The organism is Agrobacterium sp. Ap1, assembly GCF_017313375.1.
Lineage (GTDB): Bacteria > Pseudomonadota > Alphaproteobacteria > Rhizobiales > Rhizobiaceae > Neorhizobium > Neorhizobium cellulosilyticum.
On sequence record NZ_JAFLMY010000013.1, the window covers coordinates 129052 to 145544 of the forward strand.

At 59.5% G+C, this 16493-nt stretch carries 15 protein-coding genes; 10 read left to right on the forward strand and 5 right to left on the reverse strand.

The genetic code is table 11. From position 1 onward, the window contains the following. Nucleotides 1-59 precede the first annotated feature (59 nt). A complete protein-coding gene (locus JZX87_RS21975; RefSeq protein WP_183828585.1) occupies nucleotides 60-1274 on the reverse strand; it encodes a ubiquinone biosynthesis hydroxylase in 1215 nt (404 codons plus the stop codon). Nucleotides 1275-1361: 87 nt separating this feature from the next. On the opposite strand from JZX87_RS21975, the gene tesB reads away from it, so the two are divergent. The 6 genes from tesB to JZX87_RS22005 all read left to right on the forward strand — a co-directional run bounded on the left by tesB (nucleotide 1362) and on the right by JZX87_RS22005 (nucleotide 8856). Continuing rightward, a complete protein-coding gene (tesB, locus tag JZX87_RS21980; RefSeq protein ID WP_286194997.1) occupies nucleotides 1362-2240 on the forward strand; it encodes an acyl-CoA thioesterase II in 879 nt (292 codons plus the stop codon). Between the two features lie 207 nt (nucleotides 2241-2447). Continuing rightward, complete coding sequence (locus tag JZX87_RS21985) at nucleotides 2448-2798, forward strand: P-II family nitrogen regulator (RefSeq protein ID WP_183686359.1); 351 nt, start codon at nucleotides 2448-2450, stop codon at nucleotides 2796-2798. A gap of 28 nt (nucleotides 2799-2826) precedes the next feature. After that, nucleotides 2827-4188 (forward strand): ammonium transporter, encoded by a 1362-nt coding sequence (locus JZX87_RS21990; RefSeq protein ID WP_148147774.1) that lies wholly within the window; start codon nucleotides 2827-2829, stop codon nucleotides 4186-4188. 208 nt (nucleotides 4189-4396) lie between these two features. Then, nucleotides 4397-7093: an FtsK/SpoIIIE family DNA translocase gene (locus JZX87_RS21995; protein ID WP_206828015.1), complete on the forward strand. Its 2697-nt coding sequence runs from the start codon at nucleotides 4397-4399 to the stop codon at nucleotides 7091-7093. A gap of 105 nt (nucleotides 7094-7198) precedes the next feature. Continuing rightward, entirely contained in the window at nucleotides 7199-7846 is a 648-nt protein-coding gene (locus tag JZX87_RS22000; RefSeq protein WP_206828017.1) for an outer membrane lipoprotein carrier protein LolA, read from the forward strand. Between the two features lie 209 nt (nucleotides 7847-8055). Beyond that, nucleotides 8056-8856 carry an exodeoxyribonuclease III gene (locus tag JZX87_RS22005; RefSeq protein WP_206828019.1) on the forward strand — a complete coding sequence of 267 codons (801 nt, stop codon included), beginning with the start codon at nucleotides 8056-8058 and terminating at the stop codon, nucleotides 8854-8856. Between the two features lie 203 nt (nucleotides 8857-9059). Here JZX87_RS22005 and JZX87_RS22010 read toward each other — a convergent pair whose 3' ends face one another. Both JZX87_RS22010 and JZX87_RS22015 read right to left on the reverse strand, forming a co-directional pair. Further along, on the reverse strand, nucleotides 9060-9515 hold the full coding sequence (locus JZX87_RS22010) for a cyclic nucleotide-binding domain-containing protein (RefSeq protein WP_206828020.1): 456 nt from the start codon (nucleotides 9513-9515) through the stop codon (nucleotides 9060-9062). After that, nucleotides 9516-10196 carry a response regulator transcription factor gene (locus JZX87_RS22015; RefSeq protein WP_112453880.1) on the reverse strand — a complete coding sequence of 227 codons (681 nt, stop codon included), beginning with the start codon at nucleotides 10194-10196 and terminating at the stop codon, nucleotides 9516-9518. 135 nt (nucleotides 10197-10331) lie between these two features. Between JZX87_RS22015 and JZX87_RS22020 the strand changes: the two genes are divergently transcribed. Beyond that, on the forward strand, nucleotides 10332-10895 hold the full coding sequence (locus JZX87_RS22020) for a L,D-transpeptidase family protein (protein WP_206828022.1): 564 nt from the start codon (nucleotides 10332-10334) through the stop codon (nucleotides 10893-10895). Nucleotides 10896-10956: 61 nt separating this feature from the next. On the opposite strand, the gene leuC is transcribed toward JZX87_RS22020, so the two are convergent. Next, nucleotides 10957-12366 carry a 3-isopropylmalate dehydratase large subunit gene (gene leuC, locus JZX87_RS22025; RefSeq protein ID WP_206828024.1) on the reverse strand — a complete coding sequence of 470 codons (1410 nt, stop codon included), beginning with the start codon at nucleotides 12364-12366 and terminating at the stop codon, nucleotides 10957-10959. A 351-nt stretch (nucleotides 12367-12717) separates the two neighbouring features. On the opposite strand from leuC, the gene JZX87_RS22030 reads away from it, so the two are divergent. Both JZX87_RS22030 and JZX87_RS22035 read left to right on the forward strand, forming a co-directional pair. Then, on the forward strand, nucleotides 12718-13743 hold the full coding sequence (locus tag JZX87_RS22030) for a sensor domain-containing diguanylate cyclase (RefSeq protein WP_148147782.1): 1026 nt from the start codon (nucleotides 12718-12720) through the stop codon (nucleotides 13741-13743). Nucleotides 13744-13862: 119 nt separating this feature from the next. Then, nucleotides 13863-15170: an MFS transporter gene (locus JZX87_RS22035; RefSeq protein WP_206828025.1), complete on the forward strand. Its 1308-nt coding sequence runs from the start codon at nucleotides 13863-13865 to the stop codon at nucleotides 15168-15170. Nucleotides 15171-15230: 60 nt separating this feature from the next. Here JZX87_RS22035 and rplS read toward each other — a convergent pair whose 3' ends face one another. Beyond that, nucleotides 15231-15767 (reverse strand): 50S ribosomal protein L19, encoded by a 537-nt coding sequence (gene rplS, locus JZX87_RS22040; RefSeq protein WP_148147784.1) that lies wholly within the window; start codon nucleotides 15765-15767, stop codon nucleotides 15231-15233. A gap of 264 nt (nucleotides 15768-16031) precedes the next feature. Between rplS and JZX87_RS22045 the strand changes: the two genes are divergently transcribed. Further along, nucleotides 16032-16493, forward strand: a 462-nt coding sequence (locus JZX87_RS22045) for a sulfite exporter TauE/SafE family protein (protein WP_206828027.1), incomplete at its 3' end; no start/stop codon positions are given.

Sequence of the window (16493 nt, forward strand, 5' to 3'; positions counted from 1 at the left end):
GGGACAAGCCCTAGGATGACGGCAATGTACGTTGGCTTTGCCTGTGATCGCTGCGCTACTCAAATCTGCTCGCCGGCCAGAAGCTTCGGGTTTCCTTCCGCGCCCGTTCCGGCTGCCTGAGTGATGAAGAAATCCTTCAGTTTCGGCATGCGCTCGACGAGGCCGAGGCCGAAATCGCGTGCGATGCGGATCGGAGTGATGTCGTTGGAGAATAGCCGGTTGAGGACATCAGTGGTGACGCCCATGCGGAACGTGTCGAAGCGGCGCCAGGACTGGTAGCGCTCCAGTACGTTGAGCGAGCCGATATCCAGACCCAGTCGATCGGCCTCGACAATGGTCTCGGCAAGAGCTGCGACATCCTTGAAGCCGAGATTGAGGCCCTGGCCGGAGATCGGATGGATGCCGTGGGCCGCATCGCCAGCAAGGGCGAAACGCGGGGCGACGAAGGCGCGTGACAGGGTGAGGCCGAGCGGAAAGGCCTTGCGGCCGCCGACAACTGTCAGTTCGCCGAGCTTATGGCCAAAGCGGCGCTGCAATTCGTCCTCGAAGATCAGATCATCGGAGGCGATCAGCCTTTCCGCATCGTCCGTCCGTTCCGTCCAGACCAGAGACGAGCGGTTGTTCGGTAGGGGAAGGATGGCGAAGGGGCCGGAGGGCAGGAAATGTTCTTCGGCCACGCCTTCATGCGGACGCTCATGGGCGACGGTCGTGACAATACCCGACTGTCCGTATTGCCAGTTGACTGTGCGGATGCCGGCCATGTCGCGCAATTTCGAGCGCACGCCATCGCAGGCGACGAGCAGCTTGGTCTCGATGGTGGAGCCGTCTGACAGCGTGACGGTCGTGCTGGTGTTCGTGGTCGTGAAAGCAGTAGCGGAAAGGCCGTGGCGGATGGCGATCCCCAGCCGTTCTGCGGCTCCCCTTAGTGCTCTCACCATTTCGACATTCGGCACCATGTGGGCGAAGGGTTTGCCTTCCTCGATCTCGCCGTCGAAGGTGAGGAAAACCGGGCGCACGGGATCGGAGGTGCGGCTGTCGGTGACGATCATCCGGTTGATCGGCTGGGAGTGGACGAGGATATCGTCCCAGACGCCTAGTACGTCGAGCATCTTGCTGGCAGCCGTGATGATCGCAGAGGCGCGCTCATCCTTCTCCCATACATGCGCCGGAGCCGCTTCCACGACTTCGATGTTGAGGTGCGGGGCGGCCTGCTTGACCGCGACTGCTGCCGCCAAGCCGACATATCCCGCTCCGACCACCATCATGTCCAGCATCTCACAGGCTCCCGTCAGTCTTGTGGTTGTTGATGGGGTGGATATAGATCATCCGGTCGTCGCTTCCTATTGCCGGAGTTCGTAAAAATGTCAGGTTCGCGCCCTAACCCGATGGAACAGCTCATCAAGACGCTCGATCTGGAGCAGCTGGAGCACAATCTTTATCGCGGCACGAGCCCGGATATCGGCTGGCAGCGCGTGTTCGGTGGACAGGTGATCGCGCAGGCGCTGGTGGCGGCGCAAAGAACGGTCGATGCCGATCGATTCGTTCATTCGCTGCATGCCTATTTCGTGCGTCCTGGCGATCCGAGCGTTCCGATCGTCTATCAGGTGGAGCGGCTTCGTGATGGCGGCAGCTTTGCCACGCGCCAGGTGCAGGCGATCCAGCATGGGCGGGCGATCTTCACCCTGTCCTCATCGTTCCAGCGGGATGAGGAGGGCTATGAGCATCAGATCGCCCTGCCGGATGTGCCGGCACCGGAGGAGCTGATTGACGAGGCCGAGTTCAAACGGATTTTCCTGCCCAAGGCGCCGGAAGCCATTCGCCGCTATTGGGAGCGGCCCCGCCCGATTGAGCTTCGCCCTACGTCGCTCAAGCATTACCTGACGACGGAGAAGCTGGAGCCGCTTCAGGATGTCTGGGTTCGCACGGTCGGTGATGTGCCCGGCGATCGTGGCTTGCAGGCGGCCATCCTTGCCTATCTCTCCGATATGACGCTGCTCGATGCCTCGCTTTATCCGCACGGCACCTCCGTTTTCGATCCGCGACTGCAGGCAGCAAGCCTTGATCACGCCATGTGGTTCCACAGGCCGATCCGGTTCGACGATTGGCTGCTTTATAGTCAGGACAGCCCAAGCGCTTCGGGCGGCAGGGGAATGACGCGCGGCAGTCTTTATACGCGCTCGGGAGTGCTGGTGGCGTCCGTGGCTCAGGAAGGTTTGATTCGTAAAAAGGCAAATGAATAATTATTGTGCATAAAAATGAAAATGCACAGAAATTCGGCGTCTTTATGGCGCTCGTTTGCCTCATTTATGAGGCCTCGGATTTCTATCTTTGTTTTTCAATAACTTAAACGCCGTTCGAAACTGGCACGCCCTTTGAATGTAGATGCTCAGTCGCAGGCTTTACTGCCGGTGATGAGGAGAGTCGGCTTTGGCCGAAATAAACAAAGGATGGGAAGCCAGATGAAAATCGTGATGGCCATTATCAAGCCGTTCAAGCTGGATGAGGTGCGCGAAGCACTCACGGCTGTCGGTATCCAAGGCCTGACCGTCACCGAAGTCAAAGGTTACGGACGCCAGAAGGGACACACCGAAATCTATCGCGGCACCGAATACGCCGTCAGCTTTCTGCCTAAGCTGAAGATCGAGATCGCGGTTTCCGCAGATCTCGTCGAGAAGGCTGTCGAGGCGATCGCTTCTTCTGCGAAGACCGGCCAGATCGGGGATGGCAAGATCTTCGTCTATTCGATCGAGCAGGCCGTGCGCATCCGTACCGGCGAAACCAATACCGAAGCGCTCTAAGCACGGCTTACAGGGGAGTTTTCAAACCATGCAATTGACCAAGATTTCCAACCTCGGACGCATGGGCGCAGCTGCTGCAGCCCTGTTTGCGCCGGTTGTCGCTTTCGCGCAGACCGCAGCAGCACCCGCTGCCGAGGCTGCTGCTGCCGCTCCAGTTCCGGACAAGGGCGACACCGCCTTCATGTTCCTCTGCACCCTTCTGGTGTTCTTCATGATCATGCCGGGCATTGCGCTGTTCTACGGCGGTCTCGTCCGCTCGAAAAACATGCTCTCCGTGCTGATGCAGTGCACCGTGATCGGTTCCTCCATCATGCTCGCCTGGGTCATCTACGGTTATTCCTTCGCCTTCGGCGGCGGCACCTCTGCCTTCTGGGGCGGTACGGCCAAGATGTTCCTCTCCGGCGTCACGATCGAGTCGACGGCTTCGACCTTCTCGGATGGCGTCGTCATTCCGGAATTCATCTTCATGCTGTTCCAGATGACGTTTGCGGCCCTGACGCCGGTTCTGATCGTCGGCGCCTTCGCCGAACGCATCAAGTTCTCGGCTGCCGTGCTCTTCTGCCTGCTCTGGGTCACCTTCGTCTACTTCCCGATCGCACACATGGTCTGGGACGCAAACGGCCTGATCTTCGGCTGGGGCGCGCTTGACTTCGCTGGCGGCACCGTCGTTCACATCAATGCGGGTCTTGCAGGCCTCATCGGTGCGATCATGGTCGGCAAGCGTACCGGCTTCGGCAAGGACATGATGGCTCCGCACTCGATGACGCTGACGCTGGTCGGTTCCGCCATGCTGTGGCTCGGCTGGTTCGGCTTCAATGCCGGTTCGAACCTCGAAGCTTCGGGCGGTGCGATGCTCGCAACCGTCAACACGTTCCTGGCAACCGCTGCTGCCGTCGTTTCCTGGTCGGTCGTCGAAACCTTCACCCGTGGCAAGGCTTCGCTGCTCGGCGCAGTTTCGGGCATGATCGCAGGTCTCGTCGCCATCACGCCTGCTGCCGGCATTGCCGGTCCGATGGGCGCGATCATCATGGGTCTGCTCGTTTCGCCGATCTGCTACTTCTTTGTCTCCGTCATCAAGAACAAGTTCGGTTATGACGACACGGCCGACGTATTCGGCGTTCACGGGGCAGGCGGTCTCTTCGGCGCTCTGGCAACCGGCATCTTCGCATCCTCGTCGCTCGGCGGCATCGGTTATGCCGAAGGCGTGACGATGGGCGGCCAGTTCATGACCCAGGTCTGGGCAGTCGTCGTCACCATCCTGTGGTGCGGTATCGGCTCGATCATCCTCTACAAGGTTGTCGACCTGATCGTCGGCCTGCGCGTTCCGGTCGAAGCCGAACGCGAAGGTCTCGACCTCGCTGCACACGGCGAATCCGCCTATCACAGCTAAGAGGCCGGCCGGTATCAACCGGCCCGATCCTTTGCCAAAATCAGATGGCTCGGCCTTGTGCCGGGCCATTTTCGTGTTTGGAAGCGGCCAGTGGATCATGTGGTTAAAGCTGCGTTAACCATCCCCGCGTTACCTTGTCTTGGAATTGTGCGACGGCATTTGCCGGTTTGCGCACCTTATTTCGTTTCACAGGCGGCGGGCAGATACGATGAGCAGAAGCAGTTCGGCGGCATTGGCAAACCGGTCAACCCGCTCGGTTCTCAGCTCTTTCGTGCTCCGGCAGGCGCTTGCGCTGATCGGCTTCGGTATTTTCCTGGGCCTTGCGCTTGCCGTTGCGGCGCTTGCCACTTGGAATGTCGCCGACCCGAGCTTTTCCTACGCTACCGATAATCCCCCCACCAATCTTCTAGGTTTCGGCGGTGCGGCCTTTGCCGACCTGATGATGCAGTTTCTCGGCCTTGCCGGGCTCATCGCGCTTCTGCCTGTGCTTTCCTTTGCGCTGGCGCTGATCTCCGGCCGTCGTTTCGATCGCATTCCGGCGCGTATCGCCGCCTGGGGCGGTGGAACGCTGCTGGCTTCGGCTACGCTCGGCTGTTTTCCCGCGCCGCAGACATGGCCGATCCCGAACGGTATCGGCGGCGTTATCGGCGACATGATCCTGCGGTTTCCGGCACTGTTTGTCGGCGCCTATCCGACCGGCATGGTCGCTATGGTGCTGGGCGGCATCTTCACCGTTCCCTGCATCTGGCTGATGCTGTTCGCCTCCGGTCTCGTCGGTGATCCGCTCGAGCTGGATGTGGAAGAGGAAGATGACGACAAGCCTGTTGCGGCCGTCGTCTCTCGCGCGCGGCGCGACGAGGAAGACGAAGAGGAGGATGACGGCGGGTTCCTTGAACGCTTCCTGCCGCTCGGCCTTGCCGCGCATTATTGGTACATTACCCAGGCCCGTCTGCGCCGTATGGTGGGCATGAAGCCGCGTGCGCGCCAAGCTTACGACCAGCCTTACGATTTCAACGAGGACGAGTTCGGCAAGCTGAACGAGCCCGTGCGGGCAAAGGCTGCCGGTGGCGACACGCGCCGGACGGAGCCGTCGCTCGACGGCGCTGGTGAACGGGTTGCCGGCAATCCGCGCCGGGTGGTTTCCGCTCCGCCGATCTACGGCCATGACCACGATGATGATCCGCCATTCGACATGGACGATATCCCCCGCCGTCCGTCCGGCATTCTTGCCGATGACGAGGATGATGACGACGCTCCGTTCCTGGCATCGCGTACACCTCAGGCTGGTGGCCGTTCTGCACGTGTCACGCCCGCAGCTCCCGCGCCGAAGCCCAGTGCACGCGTCTCGCGCGATGCGCAGGGCTCGTTTATTCGTCCGGACGGTTTCCAGCTTCCTTCGGTCCATCTGCTCACCGAGCCGAAGGCCATTGCACGTGATGCATCGCTTTCGGCCGATGCGCTGGAACAGAATGCCCGCATGCTGGAGGGCGTGCTGGAAGACTTTGGCGTCAAGGGCGAGATCATCCATGTGCGCCCCGGCCCGGTCGTAACGCTTTACGAACTGGAGCCGGCGCCAGGTATCAAGTCTTCCCGCGTCATTGGCCTGGCCGACGATATCGCCCGCTCGATGAGCGCGATCGCCGCCCGTGTCGCCGTCGTGCCTGGCCGCAACGCGATCGGTATCGAGTTGCCGAACCGCACTCGCGAGATGGTCTATCTGCGCGAGATGATCGGTTCGAAGGATTTTGAAGGCAGCAAGGCAAAGCTCGCCATGGCGCTCGGCAAGACGATCGGCGGTGAGCCGGTCGTAGCCGATCTTGCCAAGATGCCTCACCTTCTCGTCGCCGGTACCACCGGCTCCGGTAAATCGGTTGCCATCAATACGATGATCCTGTCGCTTCTCTATCGCTATACGCCGGAGAAATGCCGCCTGATCATGATCGACCCGAAGATGCTCGAACTTTCCGTCTATGACGGAATTCCGCATCTGCTGTCTCCGGTCGTGACAGATCCGAAGAAGGCTGTCGTTGCGCTCAAGTGGACCGTCCGCGAGATGGAAGAGCGCTACAAAAAGATGTCGAAGATCGGTGTTCGTAATATCGACGGCTTCAATTCCCGTGTTGAGCAGGCGAAGGAAAAGGGCGAGATCCTGACCCGCACCGTGCAGACCGGTTTTGACCGCCAGACGGGCGAGGCCATGTACGAGACAGAAGAGTTCGATCTCGAGCCGATGCCCTATATCGTCGTCATCATCGACGAAATGGCGGACCTGATGATGGTCGCCGGCAAGGATATCGAAGGCGCCGTGCAGCGCTTGGCGCAGATGGCACGTGCCGCCGGTATCCACGTTATCATGGCTACGCAGCGTCCGTCCGTCGACGTCATTACCGGTACGATCAAGGCGAACTTCCCGACCCGTATCTCCTTCCAGGTGACGTCGAAGATCGACAGCCGCACCATTCTCGGCGAGCAGGGTGCCGAGCAGCTGCTCGGCCAGGGCGACATGCTCTACATGGCCGGCGGCGGGCGCATTCAGCGCGTTCACGGGCCGTTTGTTTCAGACAATGAGGTTGAAGAAATCGTCGCCTACTTGAAAACTCAAGGGTCGCCCCAATATCTCGAAGCGATCACGGCCGACGATGAGGATGAAGACGGCGGCGGTGGCGGCCCGGCGGGCATGTCCAATCTGTCGGATTCGGATGACCCATACGACCAGGCCGTTGCAGTCGTGTTGAGAGATGGCAAGGCTTCGACCTCCTATGTCCAGCGGCGTCTCGGCATCGGCTACAACCGTGCCGCCTCGCTGATCGAGCGGATGGAGAAGGAAGGGCTGATCGGTCCGGCAAACCACGCCGGCAAGCGCGAGATCCTCGTGCCGACCGAGGCCGATATTATCGAGCGCTAGTCGCGGGTAAGTCTTTCGTGATCGTGTCGGCTACGGCTTGCCAAGCCGCCGGCAAGTCATCATGACGCCGCGTTTGCGGCCCAGTGCATTTGGATGGAGACCAGAATGACCAAAGAAAAAACAGCTCTTTCCATCCGGATTGATCGTAGACAGTTTTCCGCAGGCCTGTTCGGCCTTGCCGCTTCCGCATTTCTGCCTGTGGCGGCTTCCGCACAGAGCGGTGGCGGCGCGGCCGCGCAGAAGATCGCCGACCACTTTTCGTCCGTGAAGACGATGATGGGCGAGTTTGTGCAGTTCGGCCCGCGCGGCGAGCAGACGGGCGGAAAATTCTATATCGAACGTCCCGGCAGGCTGCGTTTCAATTTCGAGGATCCATCGCCGCTGCGCGTGATTTCCGATGGAAAAAATGTCGTTGTCGGCAATATCAAACTGAAGACCTGGGATCTCTATCCGCTTTCAAAGACGCCTTTGACGCTGCTTCTGGCAGACCGGATCGATCTTTCCAACGATGCCGTGCGCGGCGTGAAAGAAGAGAGCGATCTCACCACGATCGTGCTCGGTAACAAGACGATCTTTGGCGATTCGACGATCACCATGATGTTCGACAGCAAGACCTATGACCTGCGTCAGTGGACGATCACCGACAATCAGGGCAAGGATACCTCGGTGATGATCTATAACGTCAAGACAGGCGTCAGCCTCGACGAGAAGGTGTTTGCGATCGACTATGCCGAAGTGCGCGGTCGCGGCTGAGATTTACATCCCGATACTGTCTAAATGGCTGCGACATTCGCGGCCCTTTTTGCTTCTCATCAATCGCCAAATAACATAGAGCATTGCCAGCGATCATTGGATCGCCAGTAGTGCTCTATCTCCTTTGGTCTTACGCAATTCCGGACGCAAAACCGGTTCCCACTTTTGCTGGAATTGCTCTAGACCTCGACGGACAATCGAGGTTCTCCATGACATTTTCCCTGGCCACCTGGAATATCAACTCGGTACGCCTGCGCATGCCGATCGTGCAGCAGTTCATCGTCCGCAACCAGCCGGACATTCTGTGCCTGCAGGAAATCAAGTGCCAGGAGCCGGAGTTCCCGTATCAGCCGCTCAAGGATCTCGGCTACGAGCACATCATCGTACATGGCCAGAAGGGCTATCACGGCGTTGCCATCGCCTCGAAGATCCCGCTTCTGGAAGACCATCGGCAGAATTATTGCGGCATGGGCGATGCGCGGCACATATCGGCGATCTTCGAGCGCGGGTCGCGCCGCATTCGGCTGCATAATTTCTATGTGCCGGCGGGCGGCGACGAGCCGAACCGGGAGATCAATCCGAAATTCGGCCACAAGCTTGATTTCGTCGAGGAAATGAAGACGCTGAAGGCGGATATGCCCGGCGTGTCGTCGATCCTTGTCGGCGATCTCAACATCGCGCCGCTCGAGCACGACGTCTGGTCGCATAAGCAGTTGCTCAAGATTGTCAGCCACACGCCGGTCGAGACCGACGGGATGAAGGACGTGATCGCCAAGGGCGGCTGGCTGGACCTGATGCGCCAGTTCACGCCGGAGCCGGAGAAGATCTATACGTGGTGGAGCTACCGCGCCAAGGACTGGGAAGCCGCAAACAAGGGCCGTCGCCTGGACCACGTCTGGTCCTCGCCGGAGCTTGGGCCATTCCTCGAACGGATCGATATTCTGAAAGAGGCTCGCGGCTGGAACCAGCCGTCGGACCATGTGCCGGTGACGGCGGTGTTCAAGTTCTGAGGCTGGCAGGCTTGTGTCTGGATCCTCGGGTCAAGCCCGAGGATGACGGAGTAGTGCGTAGATTTCCTGGTGTCTCGCGGTGAGCGAGCATATTTCCATTATCGAAGCCTGCTTTGGGCATATCATCCGTTCAGCATTCTTCATCCTCGGGCTTGACCCGAGGATCGAAACACAAGCGCTGTGAGAGCGTAAGAGGAGGCGCTTTACCGGAACCGATGTTCCATCGCCGCAGCCGCCTTGGCAAGCCCGGCGATATTTTCCCGGATACGGGCTTCGATCAACCGACCGACCTGCGGGTATTCTTCCAGCAGGCGCTGAAAAAGCTGGCGGCTGATTTTCATCACTTCGGCATCGGAAGCCGCAACGGCGGTGAATTTACGTTCTACCATCGTCACCAGCGCCAGTTCGGACAGAAGCGTGCCGGGACCGACCGTTTTTTGGTGGCGGATATCGCCAAAGCGGTCGGCTGCATAAAGCCCGATCTGCCCCCTGGCGACGATATAGGCTGCTTCTGCGGGAGAGCCTTCGCGAAAGAGTTCCTGCGTTTCGGCAAGCGAACGGCGTTCCGCGCCAAAGGCGATCAGACGCAGCTGATCGCCATCCAGCTCGCGGAACAGCGGAACGCTTGAAAGAAGCTTTATATCGTCGTTCAGTGCCATTTACGGGACGATCTTGTAGCCACCGTTTTCGGTCACGAGGATCTCGGCGTTGGACGGGTCGCGTTCGATCTTCTGGCGAAGACGGTAGACATGGGTTTCTAGCGTGTGTGTGGTGACGCCGGAATTGTAACCCCAGACCTCTTCCAGTAGCACATCGCGGGTAACAACCTTCTGGCCGGCGCGGTAAAGATACCGGATGATTGCCGCTTCCTTTTCCGTCAGGCGGATCTTCTTGCCGTCGTCAGTGGTCAGCAGCTTCTGGCTCGGCTTGAAGATGTAGGGGCCGACAGTGAAGGTCGCATCCTCACTCTGCTCGTACTGGCGCAGCTGTGCGCGGATACGGGCGAGCAGGACGGCAAAGCGGAACGGCTTGACGATATAATCGTTGGCGCCGGCTTCGAGGCCGAGGATCGTGTCACTGTCGGTGTCATGGCCCGTGAGCATGATGATCGGCGCCTTGAAGCCGTTCTTGCGCAGGAGCTTGACGGCTTCGCGGCCATCCATGTCGGGAAGGCCGACATCCATGATCAGAAGGTCGACCTGCGCCGTCTTGGCCGTGTTCATGGCCTTGGTGGCATTCTCCTCCTGCAACAGCGAAAACTCGTCGTACAACGACAATTGCTCGACCAGCGTCTCACGCAGGTCGTTGTCGTCATCTACCAGGAGTATCGTTCTTGCCATACAGCTCTTGCCTTTCGTGTCGCCCGTTTTCGTCCGTGTTGTCGGAATCTAAGCGTATTTAGGGCTCCCCGATGTAAAGCCCAAGATGCTATGATTTCAAACAAAATGATATTCAAAGCAAAACCTCGTGAGAAAATGCCGCTTTTCCGTGTGCAAAAGTCCCAAAAGCAATCCGTCGTGACCGTCCGGACTGCGCCTCGCAACCGGCAAAGGGCGATTATCTCGTTCAAGGGAATCACTTTGCAGGCGGCGCTCGGTCGTTCCGGCACCTCTGCCTTCAAGCGGGAAGGGGATGGGGCGACGCCGATTGCGGCCATGAAGCTGATTTCCGGCTTCACCCGCGGCGAGCGGATCAGGCTGCCGCAGACGCCGCTTTCGATGCGGCGAATATCCGGGGACATGTTGTGGTGCGACGAGCCGAAGCATGCGGCCTATAACCGGCTGGTCACTCAGCGCATGGGGGCACCTTTCAAGCCGAGCCATGAAGAAATGAAGCGGACGGACGGGCTTTATGATGTCTGTCTGGTGATGGATTGGAACATTACCTCTCGCAAGCGCTACGGCGGCTCGGCAATCTTTTTTCATCTGATCAAGCCGGGTTATCAGCCGACGGCCGGGTGCGTGGCGGTTCATCCGCGCGACATGAAGCGGCTGTTGCCGCATCTGCGAAAAGGGACGTTAGTGAAGGTTCTGGGGTAATCCAAAACAAAATGCCCGGCACTTTGGCCGGGCATCTCAAACGTCATTCAACGAAAGCAGTTTACTTCCAGTCGCGGATATCGACGAAGTGTCCTGCCACGGCCGCCGCCGCCGCCATTGCAGGCGAGACGAGGTGGGTACGGCCCTTGTAGCCCTGGCGACCTTCGAAATTGCGGTTCGAGGTGGAGGCGCAGCGCTCGTAGGGGCTGAGACGGTCGTCGTTCATTGCAAGGCACATCGAGCAGCCCGGCTCGCGCCATTCGAAGCCGGCATCCTTGAAGATCACGTCGAGGCCTTCGGCTTCCGCCTGTTCCTTGACGATGCCGGAGCCCGGCACGATCATGGCGGAAACGGTCGAGGCCACCTTTTTGCCTTCGACTACCTTTGCGGCGGCGCGCAGGTCTTCGATGCGACCGTTGGTGCAGGAGCCGATGAAGACGCGATCGACGGCGATGTCAGTCATCTTCGTGCCCGGCTTCAGGCCCATGTAATCCAGCGCGCGCCATTTCGACGTGCGCTTGTTCTCATCCTGGATCTCGTCTGGATTCGGCACTGTGCCTTCGATGGTCGTGACGTCTTCCGGCGAAGAACCCCAGGTGACGATCGGCGGCAGGTTTGCGGCATCGAGGACGACGACCTTGTCGTAATGAGCGCCTTCTTCGGTGTAGAGCGTCTTCCAGTAGTCGAGCGCCATGTCCCAGGCCTTGCCCTTCGGTGCGCGCGGCTTGTCCTTGATGTATTCGAAAGTCGTCTCGTCCGGCGCGATCAGGCCGGCGCGAGCGCCGCCTTCGATCGTCATGTTGCAGACCGTCATGCGGCCTTCCATAGACAACGATCGGATCGCCTCGCCGGCGAATTCGATAACGTGGCCGGTGCCGCCGGCGGTACCGATCTCGCCGATGATGGCGAGGATGATATCCTTGGCGGTGACGCCTTCCGGCAGCTTGCCATCGACACGCACCAGCATGTTCTTGGCCTTCTTCTGCACCAGCGTCTGAGTGGCGAGAACATGCTCGACCTCGGACGTGCCGATACCATGCGCCAACGCGCCGAATGCGCCGTGGGTGGAGGTGTGGCTGTCGCCGCAGACGATGGTCATGCCCGGCAGGGTGAACCCCTGTTCCGGTCCGACGATATGGACGATGCCCTGGCGGACGTCCTTTTCGGAATAATATTCGACGCCGAAATCACGAGCGTTCTGGGCAAGCGCCTCGACCTGGATGCGGCTTTCCTCGTTCTTGATGCCTTCGTGGCGGTCTGCCGTGGTCGGGACGTTATGGTCGACGACGGCGAGCGTCTTTTCGGGCGCGCGGACCTTGCGGCCGGCCATGCGCAGGCCTTCGAAAGCCTGCGGCGACGTCACCTCGTGAACCAGGTGACGGTCGATGTAGAGAAGACAGGTGCCGTTTTCGTCCTGAAAGACGACGTGGTCGTCCCAGATCTTGTCGTAGAGGGTGCGAGGTGCGCTCATGGCTGCCATTCCGTTCGAGAACAGTTTTTTGAAAAGGGGGATTTGTCGCGGCAAAAGCGTGTGCCGCAGCACGGGTCGCGTTTAAGCGACCGTCAGCTAAGTCGGCTGTTGAGAGCGCCGGATACGGATGCGAAGAAGCGTGCCGGCAGACGCTTGTGGTCCTGCAGCACGATAAATTTGTTCGCGAGGCATCCGAATTTCGATCCCATGGCCGGTCTATTACCAGTTTTTTAGAGGGACGGCAATTGCTTCGATTAGGGGCGCATGGCACAAGCGACAGGCAGTTAAAGCTCTTTTTTTGTGTCCTTATTTGCATGCGGCGGCGGTGATGAGGACAACGAGGAGGTGCGTATGGCACTTACAGCCCAGCTTCCTGCCAATGAAGCTGATCGTCTGCTTTCCGTCCGGGGGCTGATTTCGGTCGATGGCAATGCGACGTCTGAACTTTCCACGCTCGTGCAACTGGCCAAGGATGTTTTCGGCACCCCTTGTGCTGCGGTCAATATCATAGACGAGGACTGGCAGCGGGTTGCCTGCCAGGTCGGTAGCATTCCGATCGGTGAATGCAGTCGGGAAGATTCCGTCTGCTCCCGCGTGGTTTATGCCAACGAAGTCGTCGTGGTGCCCGACCTCAGCCGGCACCCGGAATTCCGAAGTTTTCCCGCAATTCAAGGCGCTCCAGGTTTCCGGTTTTATGCCGGTGCTCCGGTATCGCTGGAGCCTGATCTTCCGGTCGGTTCGTTCTGCCTACTCGATGTCGAGCAGCGGGACCTTACCGATGTCGAGATTCGCAACCTGCGCCAGTTTGCCGACGTGGCAAGCGGTCTCCTGCGGCTGCAGAAGGCGAATTTCATGATGGAGTTTGCCGAGGAAAAGCTGAAGCTTGCGGCCATGACCGATCCGCTGACCGGTTTTTACAACAGGTCGGCACTTGTCTCGTTGATCGACGTGATGCTCGCCAACGCGCTTTCCTCGCAGCAGGGGTTCGGCGTGCTTTATCTCGATATGGACGGTTTCAAGCAGATCAACGACAAGCTTGGGCACCATGCGGGCGATCAGGTTCTGACCCATGCCGCCAAACGGATCAGCGAGTGTGTGCGGGCGCAGGATGTGGTCGTGCGCATGGGCGGTGACGAGTTTGCGATCTTCGTGCCCGATCCGCCGGATGTCGCAGCGCTTTCCGAGCTTTCCGAATCCCTGCTCCAAGAGTTTCGCCGGCCTTTCGTCGTTGACGACAACATCGTCACCGCGCGTCTCAGCATCGGCGCTGCTCTCGCGCCGGAGGCGGGGTCGGAGCGGCTGGGTCTCTTAAAGGCCGTAGATGAGGCGCTTTATCAAGCCAAGGAAGCGGGCCGCGACCGGTTTGTGCTGCGGTAATCCTGCACGGGGCAACGGCTTCCTCGTCTCAAAGAGGCCTGCGGTCTCTTGCCGCATCCAGTGATGCACCTAATTTCCTCCCCACAGATCAGACACGGCTGCTGGCCGGGGAGGAAATCTTGGTCTCTGAAAGCAATACGATCTCTAAGATCACCTGGCGGCTGATGCCGCTTCTCGGCGTCCTTTATCTCATTGCCTATATCGACAGGCAGAACGTGAGTTACGCGAAGCTGCAGATGGTCGATTCACTCGGGATGAGCGAATATGCCTATGGCCTCGGCGCCTCGCTGTTCTTCATCGGCTATTTCATCTTCGAGGTGCCGGCCAATCTCTTCCTGACCCGTTTCGGGGCGCGAATCTGGTTCACCCGGATCATCGTGTCCTGGGGGCTGGTGACGATCGCGCTGGCCTTCACCCAGAACATGACGATGTTCTATATCCTTCGCTTTCTGCTCGGTGCCTGTGAGGCGGGGTTCTTTCCGGGCGTGCTCTATCTGCTGACGCTCTGGTTTCCGAAAGATTATCGCGGTCGCATGGTCGGCCTGTTCATGATCTTCAGTGCGCTCGCAAATGCGGTCGGCGCGCCGCTCGGCGGCATGCTGCTCGATCTCGATGGCACACTGGGGCTTGAGGGATGGGAATGGGTGTTTCTCGCGACCGGCATTCCCGCCGTCATCGCCGGCGCCTTCACCTTCTTCTATCTCGCCGACACGCCCGAAAAGGCAGAGTTTCTGACGAATGACGAGAAGCAATGGCTGAAAGATCGGCTGGCGCAGGAAAATGCTGGAATGGACGAGGATGCGGGCCACGGCTTCAAGGCGCTGATCAATCCGCGCGTGCTGTTGATGGCCCTCTGCTTCATCGGCTTCCCGCTGGCGGCCTATGGCCTGAGCTACTGGCTGCCGACGATCGTCAAGGGTTTTGGCGTATCGAACACGACCAACGGCTTCATCAACATCATTCCCTGGCTGATCGTCGCCGTCGCGCTTTGGGTGGTTCCTTCGGCTGCCGATAAGACCGAGAAAAAGACGCCTTATATTGTGGGGCCAGCGTTTGTCGGTGCCGCGGCCCTGGCGGCTTCCGTCCTGGTGACCTCGCCCTATCTGCAGTTCGCTTTCCTCTGCATTGCCGCAGCGGGCATCTTTGCCGGCCAGCCGGTGTTCTGGAGCCTGCCGTCACGCTTTCTGAAGGGAGCCGGGGCTGCGGCTGGGCTGGCTGCGATCAACTCGGTCGGCAATCTCGGCGGCTTCATCGCGCAAAATGTCGTGCCCTGGATCAATGACGCGACGGGCAGTAACATCCTGCCAATGTTCTTCCTGGCGGCATGCCTTGCTGTAGCGGGTGTGCTGGTGATCATCGTGGGCCAGATGCTCGGGCGCGAGACGAAGGACGTGCCGCCGTCGGCACATGCGGACGGTCCACGCTAGTCGCACAAACAAAAAAGGCGACCTGAAGGTCGCCTTTTTCTCATGCCGTAACCGGCAATCTTATTCTGCAGAAGCTTCTGCTGCCTTTGCTGCTTCTTCAGCAGCCTTTGCTTCAGCGGCTTCCTGTGCTGCCTTTTCGGCGGCCAGTGCCTGTGCTGCTGCAATCTTTTCAGCTTCAATGCGTGCCTTTTCCTCGGCAACTGCGGCGCGCTCGGCGTCGTTCAGCTTACGGGCGCGGGTGCCGGTGTTCTCGACGATACGAGCCGACTTGCCGCGACGATCGCGCAGGTAGTACAGCTTGGCGCGACGGACCTTACCGCGGCGAACGATTTCGACGCCTTCGACGAGCGGCGAGTAAACCGGGAATACGCGCTCAACACCTTCGCCGTAGGAGATCTTGCGAACGGTGAAGCTCTCGTTGATGCCGCCGCCTGAACGAGCGATGCAGACGCCTTCGTAAGCCTGTACGCGGGTGCGGGTACCTTCCGTCACGCGTACGTTGACGCGGACCGTGTCGCCCGGGGAGAATTCAGGAAGCTTGCGCTGAGCTTCGATCTTGGCTGCCTGTTCGGCTTCCAGCTGCTGGATGATGTTCATCGGTCAAACCTTTTCAGTTCTTCTGAAACAGCCAGAGCGCCTCCCGTCCTTGGTCACCTCATCCGAGGGCCTCGCGACGTGCCTTGTGGGCTAGCGAATTCGCCATTCTTTGTTGCTGGTCGACGGGAGTTTTCCCATTTCCGCGCCGGCCAATACACCAATACGGGGCGTTTGTCATCCCGCAGTCGCAATTTTTGTCGCGAGCATCGTTGCTGCCTTGCTCGGAACGGGATATCTGGATTTCCGGGAAGAGGAAATTGCGAAATGACAATAATGATGATTCTGCTGCTGGCCGCGGCGGGGTTTCTGTCGGGTGCTGTCAACGCGATTGCGGGCGGCGGCACGTTTCTTACTTTCGGGGTGATGACGCTCGCCGGCATTCCGCCAATCTCGGCCAATGCCACGTCATCGATCGTGCAGTTTCCAGGGTATGTGACATCGACGATCGCCTATCGGGCGGAAATTCTGCATCGATGGCGGAGCATTGCCGTGCTGGGCGTCGTGTCGCTTGTGGGAGGGCTCGCCGGCGCGCTGATCCTGCTGTCGCTCGACAATCCGTCCTTCCGCGCGCTTGTGCCGTGGCTGCTTGCTGCGGCGACGGCAATTTTTGCGGCGGGGCCCTTGCTCAAGCCGAAGGTTTCTTCCGAGGAGCATAGATGGGCTAATCGGCTTCGTGCCCCATCTCATCCGCCCGGAGGAGGGAGCTTCACCGCACTGCCGATGATA

Excerpts from the sequence above, each read along its gene's own strand:
- JZX87_RS21975 (WP_183828585.1), bottom strand. The coding sequence starts at position 1,274 with ATGCTGGACATGATGGTGGTCGGAGCGGGATATGTCGGCTTGGCGGCA.
- tesB (WP_286194997.1), top strand. The coding sequence starts at position 1,362 with ATGTCAGGTTCGCGCCCTAACCCGATGGAACAGCTCATCAAGACGCTC.
- JZX87_RS21985 (WP_183686359.1), top strand. The coding sequence starts at position 2,448 with ATGGGAAGCCAGATGAAAATCGTGATGGCCATTATCAAGCCGTTCAAG.
- JZX87_RS21990 (WP_148147774.1), top strand. The coding sequence starts at position 2,827 with ATGCAATTGACCAAGATTTCCAACCTCGGACGCATGGGCGCAGCTGCT.
- JZX87_RS21995 (WP_206828015.1), top strand. The coding sequence starts at position 4,397 with ATGAGCAGAAGCAGTTCGGCGGCATTGGCAAACCGGTCAACCCGCTCG.
- JZX87_RS22000 (WP_206828017.1), top strand. The coding sequence starts at position 7,199 with ATGACCAAAGAAAAAACAGCTCTTTCCATCCGGATTGATCGTAGACAG.
- JZX87_RS22005 (WP_206828019.1), top strand. The coding sequence starts at position 8,056 with ATGACATTTTCCCTGGCCACCTGGAATATCAACTCGGTACGCCTGCGC.
- JZX87_RS22010 (WP_206828020.1), bottom strand. The coding sequence starts at position 9,515 with ATGGCACTGAACGACGATATAAAGCTTCTTTCAAGCGTTCCGCTGTTC.
- JZX87_RS22015 (WP_112453880.1), bottom strand. The coding sequence starts at position 10,196 with ATGGCAAGAACGATACTCCTGGTAGATGACGACAACGACCTGCGTGAG.
- JZX87_RS22020 (WP_206828022.1), top strand. The coding sequence starts at position 10,332 with ATGCCGCTTTTCCGTGTGCAAAAGTCCCAAAAGCAATCCGTCGTGACC.
- leuC (WP_206828024.1), bottom strand. The coding sequence starts at position 12,366 with ATGAGCGCACCTCGCACCCTCTACGACAAGATCTGGGACGACCACGTC.
- JZX87_RS22030 (WP_148147782.1), top strand. The coding sequence starts at position 12,718 with ATGGCACTTACAGCCCAGCTTCCTGCCAATGAAGCTGATCGTCTGCTT.
- rplS (WP_148147784.1), bottom strand. The coding sequence starts at position 15,767 with ATGAACATCATCCAGCAGCTGGAAGCCGAACAGGCAGCCAAGATCGAA.